Source organism: Mesorhizobium sp. LHD-90, assembly GCF_030929505.1.
GTDB lineage: Bacteria > Pseudomonadota > Alphaproteobacteria > Rhizobiales > Rhizobiaceae > Kumtagia.
Map to the genome: position 1 here is coordinate 266,273 of NZ_JAVFVV010000006.1, position 22,980 is coordinate 289,252.

General features: G+C 64.9%; 18 protein-coding genes, 1 tRNA gene and 1 pseudogene. 11 read left to right on the plus strand and 9 right to left on the minus strand.

Features of this window, described 5'->3' with window-relative positions; all coding sequences use genetic code 11:
• Window positions 1–43: 43 nt before the first annotated feature.
• From RB623_RS10690 to glpK, 3 genes are all read left to right on the plus strand, one after another.
• Entirely contained in the window at window positions 44–1,768 is a 1,725-nt protein-coding gene (locus tag RB623_RS10690; RefSeq protein ID WP_308056777.1) for an ABC transporter substrate-binding protein, read from the plus strand.
• 90 nt (window positions 1,769–1,858) lie between these two features.
• Window positions 1,859–2,287 (plus strand): hypothetical protein, encoded by a 429-nt coding sequence (locus RB623_RS10695; protein ID WP_308056778.1) that lies wholly within the window; start codon window positions 1,859–1,861, stop codon window positions 2,285–2,287.
• 78 nt (window positions 2,288–2,365) lie between these two features.
• Complete coding sequence (gene glpK, locus RB623_RS10700) at window positions 2,366–3,859, plus strand: glycerol kinase GlpK (protein WP_308056779.1); 1,494 nt, start codon at window positions 2,366–2,368, stop codon at window positions 3,857–3,859.
• A 74-nt stretch (window positions 3,860–3,933) separates the two neighbouring features.
• Here the strand turns inward: glpK and RB623_RS10705 are convergent, their stop codons facing one another.
• Both RB623_RS10705 and RB623_RS10710 read right to left on the minus strand, forming a co-directional pair.
• The gene (locus RB623_RS10705; RefSeq protein WP_308056780.1) at window positions 3,934–4,479 is read right to left on the minus strand and encodes a BA14K family protein; all 546 of its coding nucleotides are present in this window, start codon (window positions 4,477–4,479) and stop codon (window positions 3,934–3,936) included.
• 208 nt (window positions 4,480–4,687) lie between these two features.
• Window positions 4,688–4,960: pseudogene (locus RB623_RS10710) on the minus strand (BA14K family protein); the annotation flags it as partial.
• Between the two features lie 648 nt (window positions 4,961–5,608).
• Between RB623_RS10710 and RB623_RS10715 the strand changes: the two are divergent.
• Both RB623_RS10715 and RB623_RS10720 read left to right on the plus strand, forming a co-directional pair.
• Window positions 5,609–6,190, plus strand: a complete 582-nt coding sequence (locus tag RB623_RS10715; RefSeq protein WP_308056781.1) for an NUDIX domain-containing protein — start codon at window positions 5,609–5,611, stop codon at window positions 6,188–6,190.
• 21 nt (window positions 6,191–6,211) lie between these two features.
• Window positions 6,212–7,684: an SGNH/GDSL hydrolase family protein gene (locus tag RB623_RS10720; RefSeq protein WP_308056782.1), complete on the plus strand. Its 1,473-nt coding sequence runs from the start codon at window positions 6,212–6,214 to the stop codon at window positions 7,682–7,684.
• Window positions 7,685–7,981: 297 nt separating this feature from the next.
• On the opposite strand, the gene RB623_RS10725 is transcribed toward RB623_RS10720, so the two are convergent.
• The 6 genes from RB623_RS10725 to RB623_RS10750 all read right to left on the minus strand — a co-directional run bounded on the left by RB623_RS10725 (window position 7,982) and on the right by RB623_RS10750 (window position 13,642).
• Complete coding sequence (locus tag RB623_RS10725; RefSeq protein WP_308056783.1) at window positions 7,982–8,833, minus strand: MaoC family dehydratase N-terminal domain-containing protein; 852 nt, start codon at window positions 8,831–8,833, stop codon at window positions 7,982–7,984.
• A gap of 377 nt (window positions 8,834–9,210) precedes the next feature.
• Window positions 9,211–10,371 (minus strand): acyl-CoA dehydrogenase family protein, encoded by a 1,161-nt coding sequence (locus tag RB623_RS10730; protein WP_308056784.1) that lies wholly within the window; start codon window positions 10,369–10,371, stop codon window positions 9,211–9,213.
• Window positions 10,368–11,525 carry a CaiB/BaiF CoA-transferase family protein gene (locus RB623_RS10735; protein WP_308056785.1) on the minus strand — a complete coding sequence of 386 codons (1,158 nt, stop codon included), beginning with the start codon at window positions 11,523–11,525 and terminating at the stop codon, window positions 10,368–10,370. The genes RB623_RS10730 and RB623_RS10735 overlap by 4 nt, the downstream gene beginning before the upstream one ends.
• A gap of 449 nt (window positions 11,526–11,974) precedes the next feature.
• Window positions 11,975–12,931: a LysR substrate-binding domain-containing protein gene (locus tag RB623_RS10740; protein ID WP_308056868.1), complete on the minus strand. Its 957-nt coding sequence runs from the start codon at window positions 12,929–12,931 to the stop codon at window positions 11,975–11,977.
• 252 nt (window positions 12,932–13,183) lie between these two features.
• Window positions 13,184–13,369, minus strand: a complete 186-nt coding sequence (locus RB623_RS10745) for a hypothetical protein (RefSeq protein ID WP_308056786.1) — start codon at window positions 13,367–13,369, stop codon at window positions 13,184–13,186.
• 197 nt (window positions 13,370–13,566) lie between these two features.
• Window positions 13,567–13,642: transfer RNA gene (locus tag RB623_RS10750), tRNA-Lys, on the minus strand.
• 194 nt (window positions 13,643–13,836) lie between these two features.
• Here RB623_RS10750 and RB623_RS10755 point away from each other — a divergent pair.
• The 5 genes from RB623_RS10755 to RB623_RS10775 all read left to right on the plus strand — a co-directional run bounded on the left by RB623_RS10755 (window position 13,837) and on the right by RB623_RS10775 (window position 19,877).
• The gene (locus RB623_RS10755; protein ID WP_308056787.1) at window positions 13,837–14,580 is read left to right on the plus strand and encodes a cytochrome c biogenesis CcdA family protein; all 744 of its coding nucleotides are present in this window, start codon (window positions 13,837–13,839) and stop codon (window positions 14,578–14,580) included.
• 182 nt (window positions 14,581–14,762) lie between these two features.
• Window positions 14,763–16,118, plus strand: a complete 1,356-nt coding sequence (gene glmU, locus RB623_RS10760) for a bifunctional UDP-N-acetylglucosamine diphosphorylase/glucosamine-1-phosphate N-acetyltransferase GlmU (protein WP_308056788.1) — start codon at window positions 14,763–14,765, stop codon at window positions 16,116–16,118.
• A 147-nt stretch (window positions 16,119–16,265) separates the two neighbouring features.
• On the plus strand, window positions 16,266–18,089 hold the full coding sequence (gene glmS / locus RB623_RS10765) for a glutamine--fructose-6-phosphate transaminase (isomerizing) (RefSeq protein ID WP_308056789.1): 1,824 nt from the start codon (window positions 16,266–16,268) through the stop codon (window positions 18,087–18,089).
• A 104-nt stretch (window positions 18,090–18,193) separates the two neighbouring features.
• Window positions 18,194–18,922 (plus strand): DUF502 domain-containing protein, encoded by a 729-nt coding sequence (locus RB623_RS10770; protein ID WP_308056790.1) that lies wholly within the window; start codon window positions 18,194–18,196, stop codon window positions 18,920–18,922.
• A gap of 13 nt (window positions 18,923–18,935) precedes the next feature.
• Window positions 18,936–19,877 carry a CatB-related O-acetyltransferase gene (locus RB623_RS10775; protein WP_308056791.1) on the plus strand — a complete coding sequence of 314 codons (942 nt, stop codon included), beginning with the start codon at window positions 18,936–18,938 and terminating at the stop codon, window positions 19,875–19,877.
• Window positions 19,878–20,278: 401 nt separating this feature from the next.
• Here RB623_RS10775 and recG read toward each other — a convergent pair whose 3' ends face one another.
• Window positions 20,279–22,387, minus strand: a complete 2,109-nt coding sequence (gene recG, locus RB623_RS10780; RefSeq protein ID WP_308056792.1) for an ATP-dependent DNA helicase RecG — start codon at window positions 22,385–22,387, stop codon at window positions 20,279–20,281.
• 305 nt (window positions 22,388–22,692) lie between these two features.
• On the opposite strand from recG, the gene RB623_RS10785 reads away from it, so the two are divergent.
• Window positions 22,693–22,980 carry a succinate dehydrogenase assembly factor 2 gene (locus RB623_RS10785; RefSeq protein ID WP_308056869.1) on the plus strand — a complete coding sequence of 96 codons (288 nt, stop codon included), beginning with the start codon at window positions 22,693–22,695 and terminating at the stop codon, window positions 22,978–22,980.

The following is a 22,980-nucleotide window of genomic DNA, read 5'->3' on the forward strand; positions in this document are numbered from 1 at the left end:
CGACCGCCTCGATCGCACTTGAAACCTTAAGGGAGGAAATCTCATGCGACGGCATATTTTAGCATCAACCAGCGTCATTGCACTCATTCTGGGCTCCGGCCAGGCCTTTGCCGGCATGGACGAGGCCAAGGCGTTCCTGGACGCCGAGATCGGCGACCTGTCGACGCTCGATCGCGCCGCCCAGGAAGCTGAGATGCAGTGGTTCATCGACGCGGCGAAACCCTTCGCCGGCATGGATATCAAGGTCGTTTCGGAGACGATCACCACGCATGAATACGAGTCCAAGACGCTGGCCAAGGCGTTTTCGGACATCACCGGGATCAAGATCACCCACGATCTTATCGGCGAAGGCGACGTGATCGAGAAGCTGCAGACGCAGATGCAGTCGGGCGAGAACGTCTATGACGCCTATGTCAACGACTCCGATCTGATCGGCACGCATTGGCGCTACCAGCAGGCGCGGAGCCTGACCGACTGGATGGCCAACGAGGGCAAGGACGTCACCAATCCCGGCCTCGATCTGGCCGACTTCATCGGCACGTCGTTCACCACCGCCCCGGACGGCAAGCTCTATCAGTTGCCCGACCAGCAGTTCGCGAACCTTTATTGGTTCCGCTACGACTGGTTCAACGACGAGAAGAACAAGGCCGACTTCAAGGCGAAGTACGGCTACGACCTCGGCGTGCCGGTCAATTGGTCGGCCTATGAGGACATCGCCCAGTTCTTCACCGGCCGAGAGATCGACGGCAAGAAGGTCTACGGCCATATGGACTACGGCAAGAAGGACCCGTCGCTGGGCTGGCGCTTCACCGACGCCTGGCTGTCGATGGCCGGCAACGGTGACAAGGGCATCCCGAACGGCAAGCCGGTCGACGAGTGGGGCATCAAGGTCGACGAGAACTCCCGTCCGGTCGGCTCGTGCGTCGCCCGCGGCGGCGACACCAATGGCCCGGCCGCTGTGTACTCGATCGAAAAGTACCTGGAATGGCTGAAGGCCTACGCGCCTGCCGCCGCTCAGGGCATGACCTTCTCCGAGTCCGGCCCGGTGCCCTCGCAGGGCGAAGTCGCCCAGCAGATGTTCACCTACACCGCCTTCACCGCCGACTTCGTGAAGCCGGGTCTGCCGGTGGTGAACGAGGACGGCACGCCGAAGTGGCGTTTCGCTCCGTCGCCGCACGGCGTCTACTGGAAGGACGGCATGAAGCTCGGCTACCAGGACGTGGGTTCCTGGACGATCCTGAAGTCGACGCCGGACGATCGCGCCAAGGCCGCCTGGCTCTACGCGCAGTTCGTCACCTCCAAGACCGTTGACGTCAAGAAGAGCCATGTCGGCCTGACGCTCATCCGCGAAAGCTCCATCCAGCACAAATCGTTCACCGAGCGTGCGCCCAAGCTCGGCGGCCTGATCGAGTTCTACCGCTCGCCGGCCCGCGTGCAGTGGTCGCCGACCGGCACGAACATTCCTGACTATCCGAAGCTGGCGCAGCTTTGGTGGCAGGCGATCGGCGACGCCTCGTCGGGCGCCAAGACCGCGCAGGAGGCGATGGACTCGCTCTGCGCCGAGCAGGAGAAGGTGCTGGAGCGTCTGGAGCGCGCCGGCGTCATGGGCGATATGGGGCCGAAGCTGGCCGAAGAGCACGACCTCGAATACTGGAACAAGGACGCCGTGGCGAAGGGTAACCTCGCGCCGCAGCTCAAGGTCGAGAACGAGAAGGAAAAGCCGATCACCGTCAACTATGACGAACTGGTGAAGAGCTGGCAGAAGTAATCTCGTGATGGGAACGGGGGGCTTCGGCCCCCCGGCTTCCTTGCCGCCGGAACGGTTTGCACCCATAATGTCGTCGGCGGAGGTGCCGACATGCCGGCTGAAAAGCGGACACCTGAGGGTATGTACAACGCGCTGGTCGAGGCGCTGCCCAACGGGCAGCGGCGGACAGTTGCGCATCTCGAGACATTGGCGACTCGTGTCGACGAGTTGACTCGCGAAATGGTCAAATTCTCCCGCAACCAGATACAGTTGCGGAGCGACGTTGCAGAGTTGCGCGCGGAAGTAGACGTAAAGTTGGTCACAATTGACCGCCGCTTCGAGGCAATCCTGGCGCGTCTGGATGAGTTGGATGCGGTAGTCGACAAGAATGCGGACGATATCCGGAAAATGCGCATCGAGATCGTCGGCCAGTACAACGACATTCTCAATGCCCTTCAGTCCGGGCATCAGGCGAAGCTCGATATTGATGAGATCAACGCGCGCCTTGATGAACTGGAACGGCGTGCCGGTCTCAGATAGCGGTTCTGCCTCCTTATTCACAATGATTTTGACGTCTGGCGGGCTCTCGTCGTCCCGGATATTCTCGACAGGTATTTGATGTCCAACTTCATCCTCGCCATCGACCAGGGCACCACCTCCACCCGCTCCATCGTCTTCGACGGCGCCATGAAGCCGGTGGGAAGCAGCCAGAAGGAATTTTCGCAGCACTATCCGGCGTCCGGCTGGGTCGAGCACGATCCCGACGAGATCTGGGAAACAGTGCTGTCCTCGATCAGGGGCGCGCTGCATCACGCGAAAATCGAAGCGCGCCAGCTTGCCGGCATCGGCATCACCAACCAGCGCGAGACGGTGGTGATCTGGGACAAGGCGACGGGAAAGCCGATTCACAACGCCATCGTCTGGCAGGACCGCCGCACCGCGCCGCTCTGCCACAGGCTGAAGGAAGAGGGATTTGAGCCGAGCTTCACGGCCAGGACCGGGCTGCTGCTCGACCCGTATTTTTCCGGAACCAAGATCGCCTGGCTGCTCGACAATGTCGAGGGCGCACGCCGGCGGGCCGAGAATGGCGAACTGCTTGCCGGCACCATCGACACGTTCCTGATCTGGCGGCTGACAAAGGGCAAGGCGCACGCCACCGACGCCACCAATGCCTCGCGCACCCTGGTCTACAACATCGAGACCAATGCCTGGGACGCGGAACTGCTGAAGATCCTCGACATCCCGGCCGCGCTGCTGCCCGAGGTGAAGGACTGCGCCGACGATTTTGGAACAATTGACGAAAAGCTGTTCGGGGCGGCGATAAGAATCCTCGGCGTCGCCGGCGATCAGCATGCAGCCACCATCGGCCAGGCCTGCTTCGAGCCCGGCATGATGAAGTCGACCTACGGCACCGGCTGCTTCGCCGTGCTCAACACCGGCCGCGACCTCGTGCGGTCGAAGAACCGGCTGCTCTCCACCATCGCCTACCGGCTGGACGGGCGGACGACCTATGCGCTGGAAGGGTCGATCTTCATCGCGGGCGCCGCCGTGCAGTGGCTGCGCGACGGCGCGAAGATGATCGCCAAGGCCGCCGACAGCGGCGAACTCGCCGCAAGGGCCGATCCGGCGCAGGAGGTCTATCTGGTGCCGGCCTTCGTCGGGCTGGGCGCGCCGCATTGGGATGCCGAGGCACGCGGCGCCATCTTCGGCCTGACCCGCAATTCCGGCCCGGCCGAGTTCGCGCGCGCAGCGCTGGAATCGGTCGCCTACCAGACCCGCGACCTGCTCGACGCGATGAAGAAGGACTGGAGAACCGGCAACGGCAAGACCGTGCTTCGCGTCGACGGCGGCATGGTGGCGTCCGACTGGACCATGCAGCGCCTGGCCGACATTCTGGACGCGCCGGTCGACCGGCCGACGGTGCTGGAAACCACGGCGCTCGGCGCGGCGTGGCTGGCGGGATCGCGGGCAGGGGTGTGGCCGGATGCGGCGGCCTTCGCGAAATCCTGGGCGCTCGACCGCCGCTTCGAGCCCGAAATGGACGAGCCTACTCGCAGCCGTAAGCTTGCCGGGTGGCGCGACGCCGTGCGCCGTACGCTGAGCACCACGTAAAACTCGCAGGATGCAAAGAAAAACCCGCGCCGGAGGCCGGCGCGGGTTCGCTGTTCAGATGCTTCCCGGCACCATCAATAATCGTAGGGCGAGACGCACTGCTGGCGCGGGCCGTTATAGGGCTGGAACGTGTTGTCGTAGGCTCGGTACGAGCGATAGCGGTTGTAGCACCACTGCGTGTGCGATCCGCCTTCACGCACAACGACGCGTGGCTCGCTGGCGATCGCGCCGCCGAGGATCGCGCCGGCCGCGAAGGCCGCTGCCGGATACCAGAAGCCGTCGTCGTAGCGACGGTATCCAGGACGATAGTAGTCGTAGCCCCGATGGCCACGATAATAGCCGCGCCTCCCGTCGCGTCGCCAGTCGCGTCTCGCTTCACGGCGGTCCCGGCGCCATTCCCGCCGGTCCCGACGGTTGTCTCGACGCCATTCGCGCCGGTCACGACGTGCCTCACGGCGCCACTTGCGGCGCTCGCTGTTCTGGACCTGGATGACGTCGCCCTGGGCCTTCACGGCGGTTTGCGGGACGTAAACCGGCGCTGCCTGGACCGGCGCGAGGCCGACCAGGGTAACCGAAAAGGCCAGCGCCGTGGCGCAAAGGCCAGATAGGAATTTCCTCATATCATGTTCCTCGCGGTGGATTGCGTCCCTATGCAGCGGCAAACGGGCGGAAAGATGATTTCGTTCCCGTATTACAGAAGTTTAACATCGTAGTGCAAGCCGGTGGCCGCTAATCCGCCAGCTTCGACTCCGCGTTGTGCCAGGCAGTCGCGCCGAAACCGCGCCGGCGGACCGGCGCGGCAATCGCGGCAATTTCGCGCTTCAATCGTCAACCATAAGGCGAGATGCACGCCCGGCGCGGTCCGTTGTAGGGCTGGAAGGTGTTGTCGTAGGCGCGATAAGACCGGTAGCGGTTCGCGCACCACTCCTCATGCGAGCCGCCCTCCACGATCACTTCACGCGGCTGCGAATTGGCGATGGCACCGGTGATCAGGGCGCCGGCCACGAAGGCGGCAGCCGGATACCAGAAACCGTCGTCGTAGCGGCGATAGCCCGGCCGATAGTCCCGATACCCGCGATAGCCCCGGTAGTAGCCGTAGCGTTCGTCCCTGTCCCTGCGGGCTTCGCGGCGGTCCCGGCGATCCTCCCGCCATTCCTCACGGCGCTCTTCCCTTGCCTCGAGCCATTCCTCGCGGCGCTCACGCCTCGCCTCGCGCCAGTCTTCCTGGCGGTCGCGGCGCGCTTCACGGCGATCCTCGCGGTTGCGCTCGCGGCGGACCTCCCTGCGGTCATCGCTGCGGTCGCGGCGCGCGTCCTGCCGTTCCTCTTGCGCCTTCTTGCGGCGGAACTCCTTGTTGATCTTGTCGCGGCGCCTTTTGAGGACGTCGTCATCGTTGTCCTGGACCTTGATGATGCCCGGGCCGGGCACCGCCGCCGGCGCGTTCGGGGCGATCGGCGCCGCGAAGACCGGCGCCATGCCGGTGGCGGCGAGCGCGACCGCAAGGCTGCTCGTACAGAGGCCTGATAGAAGCGTTTTCATGACTGTCTCCTTCCGGGGCAGGGATTCTTGCTCCGCCAACGGCACCCGCTGCGGATGGTTCCAACATTTCCGGATGACGTCAGAGCGTGTCGCGCCCGATCGGGTGCGACACGCTCCCGGTTTTCGCTCCACCATCTTTGGACATGGACAGCCATTGAGCCGAAAGGCATTCCTGCGTTATGCCGCGTCTGAAAGGCCCAGGAGATCTCCGTGCAGGACCGCATTCGCATCGATAGCGTCGAGCTATTGTCCGACAACTGGGGTGTGTTGAAGAAAACCACCTTCGACTATCGCAATTCGAAGGGCGCATGGGAAAAGCATGTCCGAGAGACCTACGACCGCGGCCATGGCGCGACGGTGCTTCCCTTCGATCCCGGACGCAGCACGGTGCTGCTGGTCCGGCAGTTCCGCTTTCCGGCCTATGTCGAGGGTCATGCAGAGCCGCTGCTCGAGGCCTGCGCCGGCTTGCTCGACGCAGACGACCCGGAGACCTGCGCCCGCCGCGAGGCGGAAGAGGAGCTTGGCTACCGGCTGAGCGACCTGAGGCTGGTGATGATGCCGTTCATGAGCCCCGGCAGCGTCACCGAGAGGCTTGCCTTCTTCACCGCTCACTATTCCGTTGCCGACAAGGTGTCCGACGGTGGCGGCCATGCCGGCGAGGGCGAGGACATCGAGGTGGTCGAAATGCCGCTGGAAGAGGCTTATCGCGCCTGTCTCGACGGTCGCATCGTCGATGCCAAGACAATCATCCTGGTCCAGCATCTGATGCTCACCGAGCAGCGGACGGCATAGCCACGATTTCGTCGGGATCAGATGCCAGTCCGCGTCGCGGGACCGAACGGCGTGAAGGACTGGATCGTGAAATTCGGCGCGGACACCGGCCTCCTTGCCCGCATCCTGTTTTCCGGATTGGGCCTGTTCGCGTTCAGCGAACCAGCCAACGCCGACCTGTCCGAACGCACCGAATGGAATCGCCCGTCCAGCGTCGCCATGGGCGACATTCCTGCCGAGTTGGCGTTGCCGCGCGTCTATCTCGACGGAGACAGCCGCGCCGACCTGGCTTCCAACGACGGCCGGACGACGACCCAGGGCTGGCTGTGGTGGCTGCAGCTCATGACCGGCGCGCGATTCGACTTCCAGCCCAGCTATAATTTCGCCTTGAGCGGATCGAGTAGCGAGAAGGTCCGCGACGGCGCGGTCGACCTGCGGGGCCAGCCGCCGGGTTATGTCGTGTCGATCGTCGACACCAACGACCGCACGGCGGGCTGGTCCGCCGCGCGCACCATCGCGGCGCTCGCGGACTATCAGGCAAAAATCCTCTCCTACGGCCACAGGCTGATCTGGATCGCCGGCACCCCGCGCGGCGACGGCACGCCGGACGGCGTCCGCCGCACCCTGTCGGGCGCCGAACTTGCCGACGCCCTGCAGGTCCGTGCGTGGTTCCTGGCGCAAGCCTCGGTAAAGAGCGTCCACGTCGCCGATCCCTGGCCGCTGATGCTCGACCACGACAGTGCGCAAGGCCGCGCCCGCGACGGCATCCTGCGCGACGGGCTGCATTGGGGGCCGGTCGGCGCCAGGCTGGTAGCGCAAGCGCTGACGCCGGTTTTCGACACTCTGCTCGAGCCGCGCGCGCGGCTCGTCATGTCCAATGACGACCTCTATTCGGTGGCCAATCCCGGCGGATCGCTTGTCGCCAATCCCATGTTTTCGGGAAGCGGCGGCATGCTTGGCGCGGGCTGTTCCGGCGACCTTGCGGACGGCTGGTCGGCCGAAGCCGGGCAGGGGATGTCGGCCGTCTTCAGCAAGGTGACGATCGACGGCGACGAGTGGCAGCAGGTGGTCGTGTCCGGTGCGCCGCTGGCGCCGAATGCCGGCGGCGATCCCCTCGATCCGACGCCGGTCTCGCTCGTCGTTTCGGCGGACATCGACCCTCTCGACCTTGCCCAAGGCGACCGTTTTGAAACATTGGGGGCGATCGAACTGGACCCGGGATCGTCGGGCCTGCGGGGCGTTGCGCTCTATTCGTCCTATACGACGGCCGAAGGGACCGTGACGCTGGCGGCGGGGGAGCCCACACTGGCGCGCTCGCAGGTCAATCTTGACCTGCCGCCGGAGGCGGTCTCGGGCGTCGCCGTCGTGCCGCGCACGGTACCGCTGCCGGAGGACGTGGAAGCGGCCTCGGTGAAAATCGTCATCAGCGGCGTGCCGCACAGCCCGCGTCTTAAAGACGTGCCGATCTCCGCGACGCTGCGTTTCCGCGCCGTCAGCGCCCACAAGGGTGGCTGACCCGGCCCGGCAGGCGACCAAATCGGGCGAGGGGGAGCCGCACGAATGCCGGTCGCACGGACGCGCCTTGCGCGATTCCGTGGAAATCTTGCCGGCCTCGGAAGAATTTTTCCTGGATCGACAGTTTTTGGGAACAGGATTATTGGCTTCGAAGCCGAATCATCCCCATATAGACAGCATCACCCGGCGGTTCTCCTCCCATTGTCGCCGGGTGGTGTTCCCCTCTGGAGGTTTTTTGACCTTCAATTTGGCCGGGCCGTTTTCGAGCCCGGCCTTTTTTTGGTTCGCAACCAGGAACTACGGTTTAGCGGTCGCTTCCATATGGATCGCACCGCTTTGGCCCTGCGTCCAATACGTGCCCGCCTCGGCGCCCGCGCCCTGCCGGACGAAAATGTCCGGCCCCGCGATCGCCGGCGACAGGCCGCGATAGTCGAATTTGCGTGGCGGCGCGCCGATCGCCGTCGCGGCCAAGTTGAACAGCAGCGTCGCCTGGATCGGCCCATGGACCACCAAGCCGGCATAACCTTCCACCTCGGTCGCGTAGGGCAGGTCGTAGTGGATGCGGTGCCCGTTGAAGGTGATGGCCGAATAGCGGAACAGCAGGACGGGCGAGGTCGGCGCCGAAAGCGACCGGCTGTGCGGCCTGGCCGCCGGCTGCACGCCAGCCGTCGCCGGCCGCCCCGGAGCCGGTTTTGCCGCTTCGCGATAGACGATGTCGTGCCTTTCGCGGATCGCCGCGCCGCGTTCGCTCGAATAGACGTGCTCGACAGCGACGAACCACAGTTCCCCGGATCTTCCGGTCTTGTGCGTCACGTCGGCGATGGTCGAGCGGCGGCGGATCCGGTCGCCGATCCGCAACGCGCCAAGCGTTTCGATCGAGCCGCCTGCCCACATGCGGCGTGGCTGCGGCACCGGCGGCAGGTCGCGGTTCTTTGCGGGGTGGCCGTCGGGCCCTAGCTCCGCCATGGTGGCGATCGCGGGGGAAAGGCACCAGTGGATGCCGAGCGGCGCGGCGCCTTCTGCTACAGGCGCGAGATGTTGTCCGAAAATGGCGCGAAAACTGGCTGCGAGCCGCTCCGTAAGAACGTCCTCGCTCTCGGACGCGCGGCCGATCCAGTCCGCAAAAGGCTTTTCGATGTCTTCAGGCAAGGTGCTGCTCCTCGGTCGTTCTTTTGCTCAGGGTGTGCCGAGATTCGCACGTCAGCGACCCCCTCTCTTGCGATTTCTAACACTTACCCTCACCGCGCCCTTCGGGCTTGCTCGGCTAAGATGTTGAAATCGCTTTCTCCCCCGCCGAGGGGGAGATAGAGCGCTGCCGTAACCTCGCCGCAAATCGCCAACGTTGGAGACTAGCGGAAATGGCGGAGCGCGATATCTCTCCCCTTGCGGGAGAGATAGCGATTTCAACATCTTAGCTGGAGCAGGGCGAAGCCCGTCAGCGCAAGCTAAGTGTTAGAAATCGCAAGTGAGGGGCTTTCCCGCCACCTGAATTTCAACGGACCCAAAACCTCCTCCTCGATAAGAGCTCAATACGAGCGCGGCATGCCCAGCACATGTTCGGAAAGGAAAGACAGGATCAGATTGGTGGAGATCGGCGCCACCTGGTAGAGGCGCGTCTCGCGGAATTTGCGCTCGACGTCGTATTCCTCGGCGAAGCCGAACCCGCCATGCGTCTGGATGGCGGCGTTGGCGGCTTCGTTGGAGGCGTCGGCGGCCAGCATCTTGGCCATGTTGGCTTCCGCGCCGCAGTCGCGCCCGGCCTCGTAGAGGCGGGCGGCCTCCTTCACCATCAGCTCGGCGGCACGCATGTTTGCGTAGGCACGCGCGATCGGGAACTGCACGCCCTGGTTGGCGCCGATCGGCCGGCCGAACACGGTACGCTCCCTGGCATAGGACGCGGCCTTTTCGATCAGCCACTTTGCGTCGCCGACGCATTCGGCGGCGATCAGGATGCGCTCGGCGTTCATTCCCGACAGGATGTAGCGAAACCCCTTGCCCTCCTCGCCGACAAGGTTTTCGCTGGGCACGCGGACGTTGTCGAAGAACACTTCGGTGGTGGAGTGGTTCATCATCGTGCGGATCGGCCGGATGCTCAGGCCGCTCTTCATCGCCTCACGCATGTCGAGGATGAAGACCGACAGCCCGTCGGTGCGCTTCACCACCTCTTCGCGCGGCGTGGTGCGGGCGAGCAGTAGCATCAGGTCGGAATGTTCCGCCCGGCTGGTCCAGATTTTTTGGCCGTTGACGATATAGTGGTCGCCGTCCCTGCGGGCGAAGGTGCGGATCGAACTGGTGTCGGTGCCGCTGGTCGGCTCGGTGACGCCGAAAGCCTGGAGGCGGAGTTCGCCGGAGGCGATGCCGGGGAGGTAGCGCGCCTTCTGGTCGGCGCTGCCGTGGCGCAGCACCGTACCCATGATGTACATCTGCGCGTGGCAGGCCGCGCCGTTGCAGCCGGCCCGCTGGATCTCCTCCAGCACGGCGGCTGCTGCCGACAGCGTCAGTCCCGCGCCGCCATATTCCTCAGGGATGAGCGTCGCCAGATAGCCGGCCTCGGTGAGCGCGGCGACGAACTCGGCGGGATAGGAACGGCTGGCATCGAGCCTGCGCCAGTATTCACCGGGAAACCGTTCGCAGAGCTTGCGGACGGCGTCGCGGATTTCGCGATGGTCTTCGGCCTCGAAGCTCACGGCGCCTGCTCCGTTTGCATGGTCTTTTGCCGCTCGCCGAACTCGGCGCGGATCGCCGCATCGTGCTGGCCGAGCGAGGGCACCGGCCGCAGGGCCGGCCTGCGGCCGTCGACAATGTTGGGCGGCGCGACAAGTTCGACCGTGCCCTGCGGCGTCTCCACCTCGGAAAACGCCGCGCTGCGGTGGCTGATCAGATCCTCGACCGTCGAAAGGCGGCCATAGGCGATGCGCGTCCGGTCGAGCAGCGCGCAGATGTCGTCGCTGGATGCGCCGCCGAACGTCTCCTGCACCCTGAGATCAAGGTTGGTCCGATTCTTCACCCGTTCGGTGTTGCGGATGTATCTCGGGTCGCTGGCGAGCGAAGGATCGCGCAGCACCTCCCCGCAGAAAACCTTCCACTCGCGCTCGTTCTGGATCGAGATCAGGATTTCGCCGTCGCGGGTCCTGAACACGCCGTAGGGGGCGATGGAAGGATGGGCAAGCCCCGGCCGGCGCGGCGTCCTGCCGCCATAGCGTTGCGCCAGATAGGGCACGTTCATGAATTCGGCGACAGTGTCGAACAGCGACACCTGCAGATGGCTGCCCTGGCCGGTGCGTTCGCGCTTGAACAGCGCCTCCAGGATCGCGGCATAGGCCGCCTGGCCGGTGGCGATGTCGCATATCGATATGCCGACGCGGCTCGGCCCGGACGCCTCCGTCCCGGTGACGCTGGCGAGGCCGCTCTCTGCCTGCACCAGCAGGTCGTAGGCCTTGCGGTCATGGTCGGGCGTGCCCTCGGCATAGCCGCCGATGTCGCAGACGATGAGTTTCGGAAACCGTTTTCGCAAGCCGGCGCTACCGATGCCGAGCCTTGACGTGGCGCCCGGCGCGAGATTCTGCACGAACACGTCCGCTGTCTCCAGCATCGTCAGCAGCAGCCGCAGGTCGGCTGGATCCTTCAGGTCGACTGTGCAGGATTGCTTGCCGCGATTGTTCCAGACGAAATAGCTCGACTGGCCGAGGACGTAGTCGTCGTAGCCCCGCGCGAAATCGCCTTCCGGCCGCTCCAGCTTGATGACGCGCGCGCCGGCGTCCGCCAGCCGCGCGGTGGCGAGGGGAGCCGCAACGGCCTGCTCCAATGCGACGACGGTCAATCCTTCCAGCGCGCCGGTCATGCATGGCCCTGTTGCTTGCGGACCGCAGACACCTCGTGCCGGAGCTACGCCAAGTCAAATAGGATTTTGCGATGACGGGTATAAGGAAATCCGTTACTCACGCATCGATGCTAGAGCTTTTTTGAATATGTTAAAGGCTGGCGGCGCCTGCTTGCGAAGGCGAGAAACGCGACGAGCTCGATACTCAGAAAAAACCCGCGCTGCGTGTCCAAAGGGTCGAAAAACACCGTGCGAGCCGCTCACAAAGGGGTCCGTGTGAAGCTCGCGATGCGATTTTTGCGCTGCAAACGAAGCAACCCGATGGAATGTTTCACTTTTCCGGACTTCACGCGATGCGGGAGCCCGACTGCCGGGACGTTCGCAATTATAAGGCGCGGCTTCCGGATGTCCGGATAAGCCATTGACAAAAAACAATATATGAGCGCGAGCGAGACGCTGGCGTCTCGCCCTCACGAAAACAGATCGGGCCGGTGGGCCTCGTCGGAAAGGCTGGCGGTCCAGACATTGTCGCGAACGAGCTGGCGCAGGATGTCCCAGGACAACTGGCCGATGGCGCGCGGCGCGTTGAGCAGCGGGCGCTCGGTCGAATAGGCCAGATACACCCGGCGGGTGATCGGCGGCTCCTCGATGCGCCAGACGCGGAAGATCCCGGCGTAGGCCTCGCGCTGGACGGCCATGCGCGGCAGAATGCCATAGCCCAGTCCGCGCTGCGCCAACTTCTTGATCTGGCTGTAGGAATCGATTTCGACGGCAGGGGCGATCGGGACGCGTATCGAAAGCGCCGCCGTCTCGATCAGTTCGCGCAGGCCGTGCCCCGGGCCGGGCACCAGCAGCGGCAATCGCGCGGCGTCGCTAAGCTTGATCGTCTCGCCCGCGATTGTGCCATCTCCCTCGAATTGCGTGCTGACGAACAGGCAGATTTCCTCGGAGAGGCCATGATGGAAGGCCAGGCCGCGCGGGTCGGAGGTGCCGTAGATCATGGCGAGATCGACGTCGCCGCGCTTCAGCCAGTCGAGGATGTAGCCGCTCATCGCCTCGACCACGCGGATGCGCACTTCCGGATAACGCTCTCGCGCCGCCTCGATCAGCGGCGCCGCCAGCAGTTCGCTCACCGTCCCTGGCAGGCCGAAGCGGACCTCGCCGCGCGGTGCGACCGCCTCGCCGCGCACGCTGTCGGGAATCTCGGCGAATTCCATGATGATGCGCTTGGCGTGGCGCAGGAGCCGGTCGCCAGCCTCCGTCGGCGACACGCCATGCGACCCGCGGTGAAGAAGCGAGACCCCAAGTTCTTCCTCCATGTGGCGCACGTGCTGGCTGAGCGCCGGCTGGGCGACGTGCAAATGCGTGGCGGCCTTGGAAAACGAACCGCTTTCCACCACCTGCGTGAAGTAGCGAAGTTGCCTCATATCCACGGTATTGCCTCCCGATAGGTGCCCCGTTGCCGGAAAGGCGTGTCGCCGGCACTCTACAACCTAGAATAAAGGTATCTGGGCAGTATAATTTAACCCATGCGGCGGCGGGTACATAGCGCGATTCAGGTCACACTGTGGGGGACTTTTCGATTGTTGCTGCTCGGGCGCGCCCGCAGAGCGCGCTGGGTCCCCAACCTGATTTCACAGTGCCATCGGGTAAGGGGCAGCGGGCCGGTGATCTGACGGTCAATCTCCCGCCTCCCGGTTCCGGGGGGCTGACAGCTTGAACAGCCTGGCTTCCCGGCGAAGCCGCTTCGGCTCGAAGCCGACCTTCTCGACAAGCTGGAGGGCGAGCGTTTCCGAAATATCGGCTTCCTCGGCTAGCCATTTGGCCTGCTGAAGCTTCAAATCGCGAAATGTTTCAGGGGTCACCGCGTCGACTCCGGTTCATCGCATGATGCTTACGTTCGGCGCGGCCTCCCGGATTGCATTGGTCAGCGCCTTGAGCGGAGACGCTCGCCGGAGGTCTCGAAGAGGCGAGCGTTGTCTTGGCGCATTTTTCGGACACGATGACGATCCGAAAGCCGACACGCCACGCCGGCCACAAGGCGTTGATCTTTTGAGGTTTTTGGTGAGCGCAGTGGGACTCGAACCCACGACCTACTGATTAAAAGTCAGTTGCTCTACCGGTTGAGCTATGCGCTCCGCGGAGCGGCGTCGCCGCCCCCGAATTGCGGCGGAACATAGGGACAGCGCCCCTGCCGGTCAATCGCAAAAATCTGTCAACGGCGCCGCGCCAGAACCGGCGGTCTCGCGGCGACGATCCGCCACGCCAAGGTGATTGGTGGCGGCGCGCCGCACAGTCTATATGCAGGCGGGTCGATAGGGATTTTTCGCTTATGGCGGTCGATGTCGGATATCTCACCGCGTTGGGGGCGGGGGCGCTCTCGTTCCTGTCGCCCTGCGTCCTGCCGCTGGTGCCGCCCTATCTCTGTTACATGGCCGGCGTGTCGGTCGACGATTTTCGCGGGCAGGCCGCCGCCGCCGTGGTGCCGGCGCGGCGCCTGCTGGCGGTGACGTCGCTTGCCTTCGTGCTCGGTTTTTCAACCGTCTTCGTGGCGCTGGGCGCCGGCGCCTCGACCATCGGCCGGTTGCTGAGGGCTTGGGAGGAGCCGCTCGGTTTTGCCGCCGGCATCGTCATCATCCTGATGGGGTTGAATTTTCTCGGTGTCGTCAAGATCCCTTTCCTGTCGCGCGAAGCGCGGTTCCAGACGCGCGGCGAGCCGGCAAGCCTGCTCGCCGCCTATGTCATGGGTCTCGCCTTCGCGTTCGGCTGGACTCCCTGCATCGGACCGGTGCTCGGTCCGATCCTGACGCTGGCTGGCGGCAGCGCGACAGTGGGCGAAGGTGCGCTGCTGCTCGCCGCCTATTCGCTCGGTCTGGGCATTCCGTTCCTCGTCGCGGCGCTGTTTTCGGGCGCCTTCATGCGTTTCCTGTCGCGCTTCAGAATTCATCTCGGCCGGGTCGAGAAGGCGATCGGCGCGCTGCTGGTCGCCGCCGGCGTGCTGTTCATGACCGGCGGGCTGCAGTCCAGCGCCTACTGGCTGCAGGAGGTCTTTCCGGTACTCACCCGCCTGGGCTGATTCAATTTTCCCCTATGCCTTTGCGCTGCGGTGCGGCGGCCGCGTCCCCGATGCCGAGGCCTGCCGCGTCCGACGACGCGCATTTGCCTTCCATCCCAAACCATCTGCGGTCGAATGCTTCAATGTGAGCGCGTCTTGCTCTAGAAAGGCTGCGACTGAGGACCGGTTTTCGGAAAGCGAACATGGCGTCGAGAAGTTGTCTGTCGATCATTCTTGCGGCCGGGGAGGGCACGCGCATGAAGAGCGCGCTGCCGAAGGTGCTGCATAAAATAGCCGGCCTGCCGATGGTGGCCCATGTCGCGCGCGCGGCCGAAGCCGCTGGCGGCGGCGATCTCGCGCTGGTCATTGGCCATGGCGCCGACGAGATGCGCAAGGCTGGGGCGAAATTCGCGCCACGTGCCGAATTCTTCGTTCAGGACAAGCGTCTCGGCACAGCCCATGCGGTGCTGGCCGCGCGCGCAGCCATTGCAAAGGGTTATGACGATGTCCTCGTCATGTTCGGCGACACGCCGCTGATCGAGGCACAGGCCCTGGTAGCTGCCCGCGAAAAGCTGTCGCAAGGCGCGGCGGTCGCCGTGCTCGGCTTCCGCACCCCGAATCCGACCGGCTATGGGCGGTTGATCGAGGCGAACGGCAGGCTGGTGGCGATTCGCGAGGAGAAGGACTGTTCGGAGACGGAACGGCAGATCGATTTCTGCAATTCCGGACTGATGGCGATCGACGGCAGGCATGCGCTGCGGCTGCTGGAGGCGGTCGGCAACAACAACGCCAAGGGCGAATTCTACCTGACCGACATCGTCGGCATCGCCGCCGCCGAAGGGCTCGAGGTCCTGGCCACCGAGGCCAGTTTCGACAATGCGCTGGGCATCAACAACCGCGCCGAACTCGCCGAAGGCGAGGCGATCTGGCAAACACGCCGCCGCCGGGAAGCAATGCTGGCGGGGGTGACGCTGGTGGCGCCGGAGACGGTGTTTTTCGCCTACGACACGCAGATCGCCCCGGACGCCTATGTCGAGCCGAACGTGTTCTTCGGTCCCGGGGTCACGATCGAGGCGGGGGCGGTCATCCACGCCTTCAGCCACATCGAGGGCGCCCATATCGGGCCGCGGGTCGAAATCGGACCGTTCGCGCGGCTGCGGCCCGGCGCCGATCTCGCGGAGCGCGCCAAGGTCGGCAATTTCTGCGAGGTCAAGAATGCCACGGTCGAGGCGGGCGCCAAGGTCAGCCACCTCGCCTATGTCGGCGACGCGCGCGTCGGGGCAAACGCCAATGTCGGGGCGGGCGTGATTACCTGCAACTACAACGGCTTCACCAAATCCCGCACCGATATCGGTCGCGGTGCCTTCATCGGCTCCAATTCGTCGCTGGTGGCGCCGGTGCGCATCGGCGACGGGGCGAATGTCGCAGCGGGCAGCGTCATCACCGAGGATGTGCCGGCCGACGCGCTGGCCTTCGGCCGCGCCCGCCAGAAAACCTTGCCGGAACGTGGCCGCATGCTGCGCGAGCGTCTTGCTTCCGCCAAAAAGGCCGCAGAATAAGCGCTACCGATTGGAAGCACTTGCCCGGTATAGTTTTCCGGGCAAGTGCCTGTCATTGACTGACACCGAAATTGATTATCGCCCGCCGGACGGCTTCTTCTAAATGGCTGCCGGTATCTTTCCAAGGCATGTAGCGGGGGTCGAAAAATGTGTGGCATTGTCGGGATCGTGGGGCAGTCGGCCGTTGCCCCGCTCATCGTCGACGCGCTGAAGCGCCTCGAGTATCGCGGTTATGATTCGGCTGGTGTCGCCACCATCGAGGCCGGGCAGTTGGCTCGCCGCCGCGCCGAGGGCAAGCTGGTCAACCTCGAGAAGCGGCTGAAGAGCGAGCCGCTGGACGGCACGATCGGCATCGGCCATACCCGCTGGGCAACCCATGGGGTGCCGAACGAGACCAACGCGCATCCGCATTTCTCCGGCGACGTGGCCATCGTCCACAACGGCATCATCGAAAATTTCGCCGAACTGCGCGAGGAGCTGAAGGCTGACGGCTACGAGTTCACCTCGCAGACCGACACCGAAGTGGTCGCGCATCTGGTGGCGCGCGAATTGAGGCGCGGCGCCCGGCCGGTCGATGCCGCGCACCGCGCGCTGCAGCGGCTGGACGGCGCCTTCGCGCTGGCCATCATGTTCCGCGGCGACGACGACCTGATCATCGGCGCCCGCAACGGCCCGCCGCTGGCTGTCGGCCATGGCGAGGGTGAGATGTTTCTGGGCTCGGATGCCATCGCACTGGCCCCCTTCACCAACTCGATCACCTATCTGGAGGACGGCGACTGGGCGGTCGTGCGCCGTAACCATGTCCAGATCTATGACATGAACGGCGAGCCGGTGGAGCGCCAGCGCCGGCAGTCGATCGGCACCAGCCTTCTGGTCGACAAGGGCAATCACCGGCATTTCATGGAAAAGGAGATCCATGAGCAGCCGGAAGTGATCTCCCACACGCTGGCGCACTATCTCGACTTCGTCTCCGGAAAGTCGAAGGCGGTCGAAATGCCCTTCGACTTCGCCAGGATCGACCGGCTGGCGATTTCCGCCTGCGGCACTGCGTTCCTGGCCGGCTCGATCGGCAAATACTGGTTCGAGCGTTTCGCCCGCCTGCCAGTCGACATCGATGTCGCCTCGGAGTTCCGCTATCGCGAGATGCCGATTTCGCCCGACAGCGCCGGGCTGTTCGTGTCGCAATCGGGCGAGACGGCCGACACGCTGGCCTCGCTGCGCTACTGCCGCAAGGCCGGAATCCCGATCAGCTCGATCGTCAATGTGCGCGAATCGACCATGGCGCGAGAATCCGACGGCATCTTTCCCACGCTTGCGGGGCCGGAGATCGGCGTCGCCTCGACGAAAGCCTTCACCTGCCAGCTCTCCGTACTGGCGGCGCTCGCCGTGCGCGCGGCGGCCGAACGCGGCAAGATCTCGGCCGACGAAGAGAAGGTCCTGGTGCGCCATCTTTCCGAGGCGCCGCGCTTCGCCAGCCAGGTGCTCAAACTCGACAAGCAGATCGAGCGCGTCGCCCACCATCTCGCCTCGGTGCGCCATGTGCTCTATCTCGGCCGCGACACCAACTATCCGCTGGCCATGGAAGGCGCGCTGAAGCTCAAGGAGATCAGCTACATCCACGCCGAAGGTTACGCGGCGGGCGAATTGAAGCATGGACCGATCGCCCTGATCGACGAGAACATGCCGGTGATCGTGATCGCCCCGCACGACCGCATCTTCGAGAAGACCGTGTCCAACATGCAGGAGGTTGCGGCGCGCGGCGGCAAGATCATCCTGATCACCGACAAGGCCGGCGCCGAAGCCGCCACCGTGCGCACGCTGGAGACGATCGTGCTGCCGGACGTGCCGGAGATCATCGCGCCGATCATCTATGCTCTGCCGATCCAGATGCTGGCCTACTTCACGGCCGTGTTCATGGGCACCGACGTCGACCAGCCGCGCAACCTGGCCAAGTCGGTGACGGTCGAGTAGGGCCGCAGGCGGCGGTCCGGAACGGGCCGCCACGTTTGTGGATTGTGTCCACGTGCGAGGAATGGTCTAGTCCGGCGCGCGGCGCACAATGAAGCGGACGGGTGATGAGCGACGTTCCCATCAAGATGTCAGGCATGACGCGGCTGAGGAACTATTTCCTCACCGGCGTCATCGTCATCGCGCCGCTGGCCATCACCGCCTACATCGCGTGGACCTTCGTCCACTGGGTGGATTCGTGGGTGAAGCCCTACATTCCCTACGTCTACAATCCCGACAACTATCTGCCTTTCGCCATCCCCGGTTTCGGCCTGTTGGTGGCGCTGATCATGATCACACTGATCGGCTTCCTGACCGCCAACTTCATCGGCCGCTCGATCGTCGGCTTCGGCGAACGCGTACTCGGCCGTATGCCGCTGGTGCGCGGCGTCTACAAGGCGCTGAAGCAGATTTTCGAGACGGTGCTTTCGCACAAGAGCGACATGTTCAGCACCGTCGGATTGGTAGAATATCCGCGCAAGGGCGTCTGGTCGCTGGTCTTCGTCGCCGGCGAGAAGGACACCGAGATCAATGCCAAGCTGGACAAGCCGGGCGACCCGCTGGTGGCGGTGTTCATGCCGTGCACGCCCAATCCGACCACCGGCTTCCTGATGTATGTCTACCGCTCTGAGATCGTCGTGCTCGACATGACGATCGAGGACGGCGCGAAACTGATCGTCTCGGCGGGACTGGTGGCGCCGCAATACAATCCGCCCGCGATCGCCGGCGAGGGCGGGCCGATCAACATCTCCACAGCCGAGAAACTGGCGACTGCCCGCAAGCGCGGAGCCATCTAAGGAGTTTGTGCCGTTGGCGGATTCCAAATGGACGAAAACAACGCTGAAATCCCTTGCCCAGACGACCGAGCATGGGCTGGTGTTCACCGGCGCCTGCAAGCTCAATGTCGGGCGCGTACTGCAGTTCGAGACGCCGGTCCGCTTCCAGGACTTGTGGTGCTATCAGGGCATGCGCATCGGCGCCTACTCGTTCATGCGACCGGCCTATGTCAGCGGCTTTCCGATCATCGGCCGCTATTGCAGCATCGGCGCGAACTTCAACATCGGCGAGCCGGACCATCCGTTGGATTGGCTCGGCACGACGTCGGTGCAGTATCAGAAGAGCAAGTTCGCGTATTTTCCGCCGATGGCGGATTTTGTGACCCGCGAACGCCCGGAAGAAGGCGGCGTGCAGAGAACCGTCGTCGGCAATGACGTGTGGATCGGCTCCAACGTGATGATCCTGAAAGGGGTCAAGATCGGCAATGGCGCGGTGATAGCCGCCGGCGCGGTGGTGACCCGCGACGTCGAGCCCTACACGGTGGTCGGCGGCGTTCCGGCAAAACTCATCCGCAACCGGTTTTCCGACCACGGGCTGGTCGACCGGCTGAAGAGGCTGAGATGGTGGGAGTTTCTGGCTCCCGGCCTGTCGGGTGTTCCGTTCGACGATCCCACGGCGGCGATCAAGGAGATCGCCCGGCGCGAGAGGGCCGGCGAGATCGTCCGAGCCAAGCCTAAATTCGCCTCGCTGAAGGCGCTGAAGGAGGGATTCGAACTGACCGTCGCGAAGTCCGGCGAAGATGCTGCCCTGGGCGCCCCCGAATCTGATGTGCCGAGCGCCGCAGAGGCTGATGCTGTGGGCATCGCCCAAGCCGAAATACCGAGCGCGGACGAGGCACCGCAAGCGGTCGAGGCCGATGCCTCGAAGACAAGCGAGCCGGCGGCTCCCGGAAGCGTTGAGGACGCCGCAGCGTAAGAGCGCCGAAGCCGGCTCTGCGCGGTTGGCACCGCCCTGCGACACGATGCCGGCAGCACGACCGATTCGAGACGCGACGGATTATCGGAGCTGGACCGGGGCCCGGTAGCCGGGATACGGACAATATCCCGCTTCATAGGCTCTGACACCGCAAGGCGGTTCATAGGCGACGCCGCCCTGCTCGGTCGCGCAGCCCGCCAGGGACGGAAGCGCGGTCAGCGCCGCAATCATCACCAATCGCCGCATGCAAAACTCCATTGCGTCCGCCACAGGCGTCGGCGGCATTCGATCATGCACGCCGTTCTTCTTCACTGGACCGGGTGTCGTCAGTTAGATGGCTTGTTGGCGACGCCGACGCAAGCCGCCGGATACCACTTGAGGTTTTCTGCTGCCAGGCAGAATCATCCGGCGCGCAGCAACCGCACCGCCTCGTCGCGGCCGAAAAGATAAAGCATCACGCGCACCGCCTCGCCGCGCTCCGACGTCAGGCCGGGGTCCCGCGCCAGAAGCAGCCTGGCGTCGTCGCGCGCGATCTCCAGGAGGTCGGCATGGAACTCCAGCCGCGCGATCTGGAAACCAGGCGTGCCGGACTGGCGCGTTCCCAGCAACTCGCCTTCGCCGCGCAGCTTCAGATCCTCCTCGGCTATGCGGAAACCGTCCTCGGTCTCGCGCATCACCGACAGCCGGCCGGTCGCGGTTTCGCCCAGCGGCGGCTTGTAGAGCAGCACGCAGGTCGACTGCTTCGAGCCGCGGCCGACGCGGCCGCGCAACTGGTGCAACTGCGCCAGGCCAAAGCGCTCGGCATGCTCGATGACGATGATGGTGGCGTCGGGCACGTCGACGCCGACCTCGACCACCGTGGTGGCGACCAGCACGCGCGTCTCGCCCTGCTTGAAGGCGCGCATCGCCTCGTCCTTATCGCGGCCGGACATGCGACCGTGCACCAGCCCGACCGCGGCATCCAGTTGCTGTTGCAGCGCGGCGTGCCGTTCCTCCGCCGAAGTCAGTTCCACCTCCTCCGATTCCTCGACCAGAGGGCAGATCCAGTAAATCTTTTGGCCTTCGGCGACAGCGTCCCTGATGCGTCCGACCAGATCGTCGTAGCGCTCGAAGGGCAGGGTGACCGTGCGGATCGGCTGCCGGCCGGCCGGCTTCTCAGTCAGCCGCGACACGTCCATGTCGCCGAAGGCGGTCAGCACCAGCGTGCGCGGGATGGGCGTCGCCGTCATCACCAGCATGTCCGGCGCCTCGCCCTTGGCGGTGATGGCGAGCCGCTGGTGCACGCCGAAGCGATGCTGCTCGTCGACCACGGCGAAGGCCAGATCGCGGAAGCGTACGGCTTCCTGGAACAGCGCATGGGTGCCGATGACGATGTCGATCGATCCGTTTTCCAACCCTTCAAGGATTCCGGCGCGCTCCCGGCCCTTTTCGCGGCCGGTCAGCACGGCGACAGCGAGCCCCGCCTTTTCCGCCAACGGGCCGATGGTGGAAAAATGCTGGCGAGCAAGGATTTCGGTCGGCGCCATCAGCGCCGCCTGTCCGCCGGCCTCCACCGCGCGCGCCATGGCGAGCAACGCCACCACCGTCTTGCCCGAGCCGACATCGCCCTGCAGCAATCTCAGCATGCGATCGGGTTTTGCCATGTCGGCGTCGATCTCGCCGAGCGCCTGCTCCTGCGAGGCGGTCAGCCGGTAGGGCAGGGCCGCGCGTAGCGCGGCGATGCGGACGCCGTCGCCGACGAGCGGCCGGCCGGCATGCTTGCGGACGTTGGCGCGCACCAGCGCCAGCGACACCTGGCCGGCAAGAATCTCGTCATAGGCGAGCCGCCGCCATGCCGCGGCCTCCGGCGACACGTCGATCGGGTCGGCAGGATTGTGGATGTGGCGCAATGCGTCGGCGAAGCTGGGAAAGGTCTGGCGGCGCATCAGTTCGGCGTCCTGCCATTCCGGCTGGATCGGCAAGCGGCTAAGCGCCTGGCCTATGGCGCGGCGCAGCACCTTTGCGTGCAGGCCGGCGGTGAGCGGATAGACCGGCTCGACCAGCGGCAGGCTTTCCGTCTGGCCGGCCGGAGCGATGTGGTCGGGGTGCACCATGGAGGGGCGGCCGTTGAACCAGTCCATGCGGCCGCTCACCACCACGTCCCCGCCGACCGGCAGGCTGCGTTCCAGCCAGGCGGCGTTGGCGTGGAAGAAGGTCAGCGCGATCTCGCCGGTGTCGTCGAAGGCATAGACGCGGTAGGGCATGGAGCGGTTGCCGTGCGGCGGCGGCTGGTGCCGGTCGACCCGCAGTTCGAGCGTGACGATCGCGTCCTGCGCGGCTAGCGCCACGCCCGGCCGGTTGCGGCGGTCGATGATGCTGTTGGGCAGCGTGAACAGCAGGTCGCCGGCGCGCGCGTCGCGCGCTGTGACGTCGGCCGGCACCACCTTTTCGATGAGGGCCGCGACCTTCGGCCCGACGCCGTCGAGCGAGGTGATGGGCACGAACAGCGGATCGAGCAGGGAAGGGCGCATCTTACCCTCCCCCTTGTGGGGAGGGTCGATCCGCGAAGCGGATCGGGGTGGGGGTGTGAGCAGCGGGTTCCTGTCGACCCCCACCCCGGACCTGCGGTCCGACCCTCCCCACAAGGGGGAGGGTAAAGGCGCGGCGCGGCCGCAGCCAATCTCCCGCCTTGAGGGGGAGATGTCCGGCAGGACAGAGAGGGATGGGAAGAAGAGCGATGTTCACCGCCGCGATGCTAGCCATCACTGCTGACAGCGCAAGGCTGACACCACCCTCTATCCACGCTATATGCGCCGCGCGGCGAGAGAGGCCTTTCATGACCGGAACGACACGATCGAGCGAGGGCCTGGATGCGCGGCGGCGAAAGCTGCTGTTCCGCTCGTGGCATCGTGGCATGCGCGAAATGGACCTGATCCTCGGTTCCTTCGCCGATGCCCGCATCGATGCCTTGACCGAGGCGGAACTCGACCAATATGAGATGCTTCTCGACACTCCCGATACCGTGCTTCTGCCGTGGATTACCGGAGAGCAGCCGGTGCCGGACACGCGCCAAAAAGAAATCCTGAAAAAGATTGTCGCCTTCCGTCTGGCGATGACATTCTGA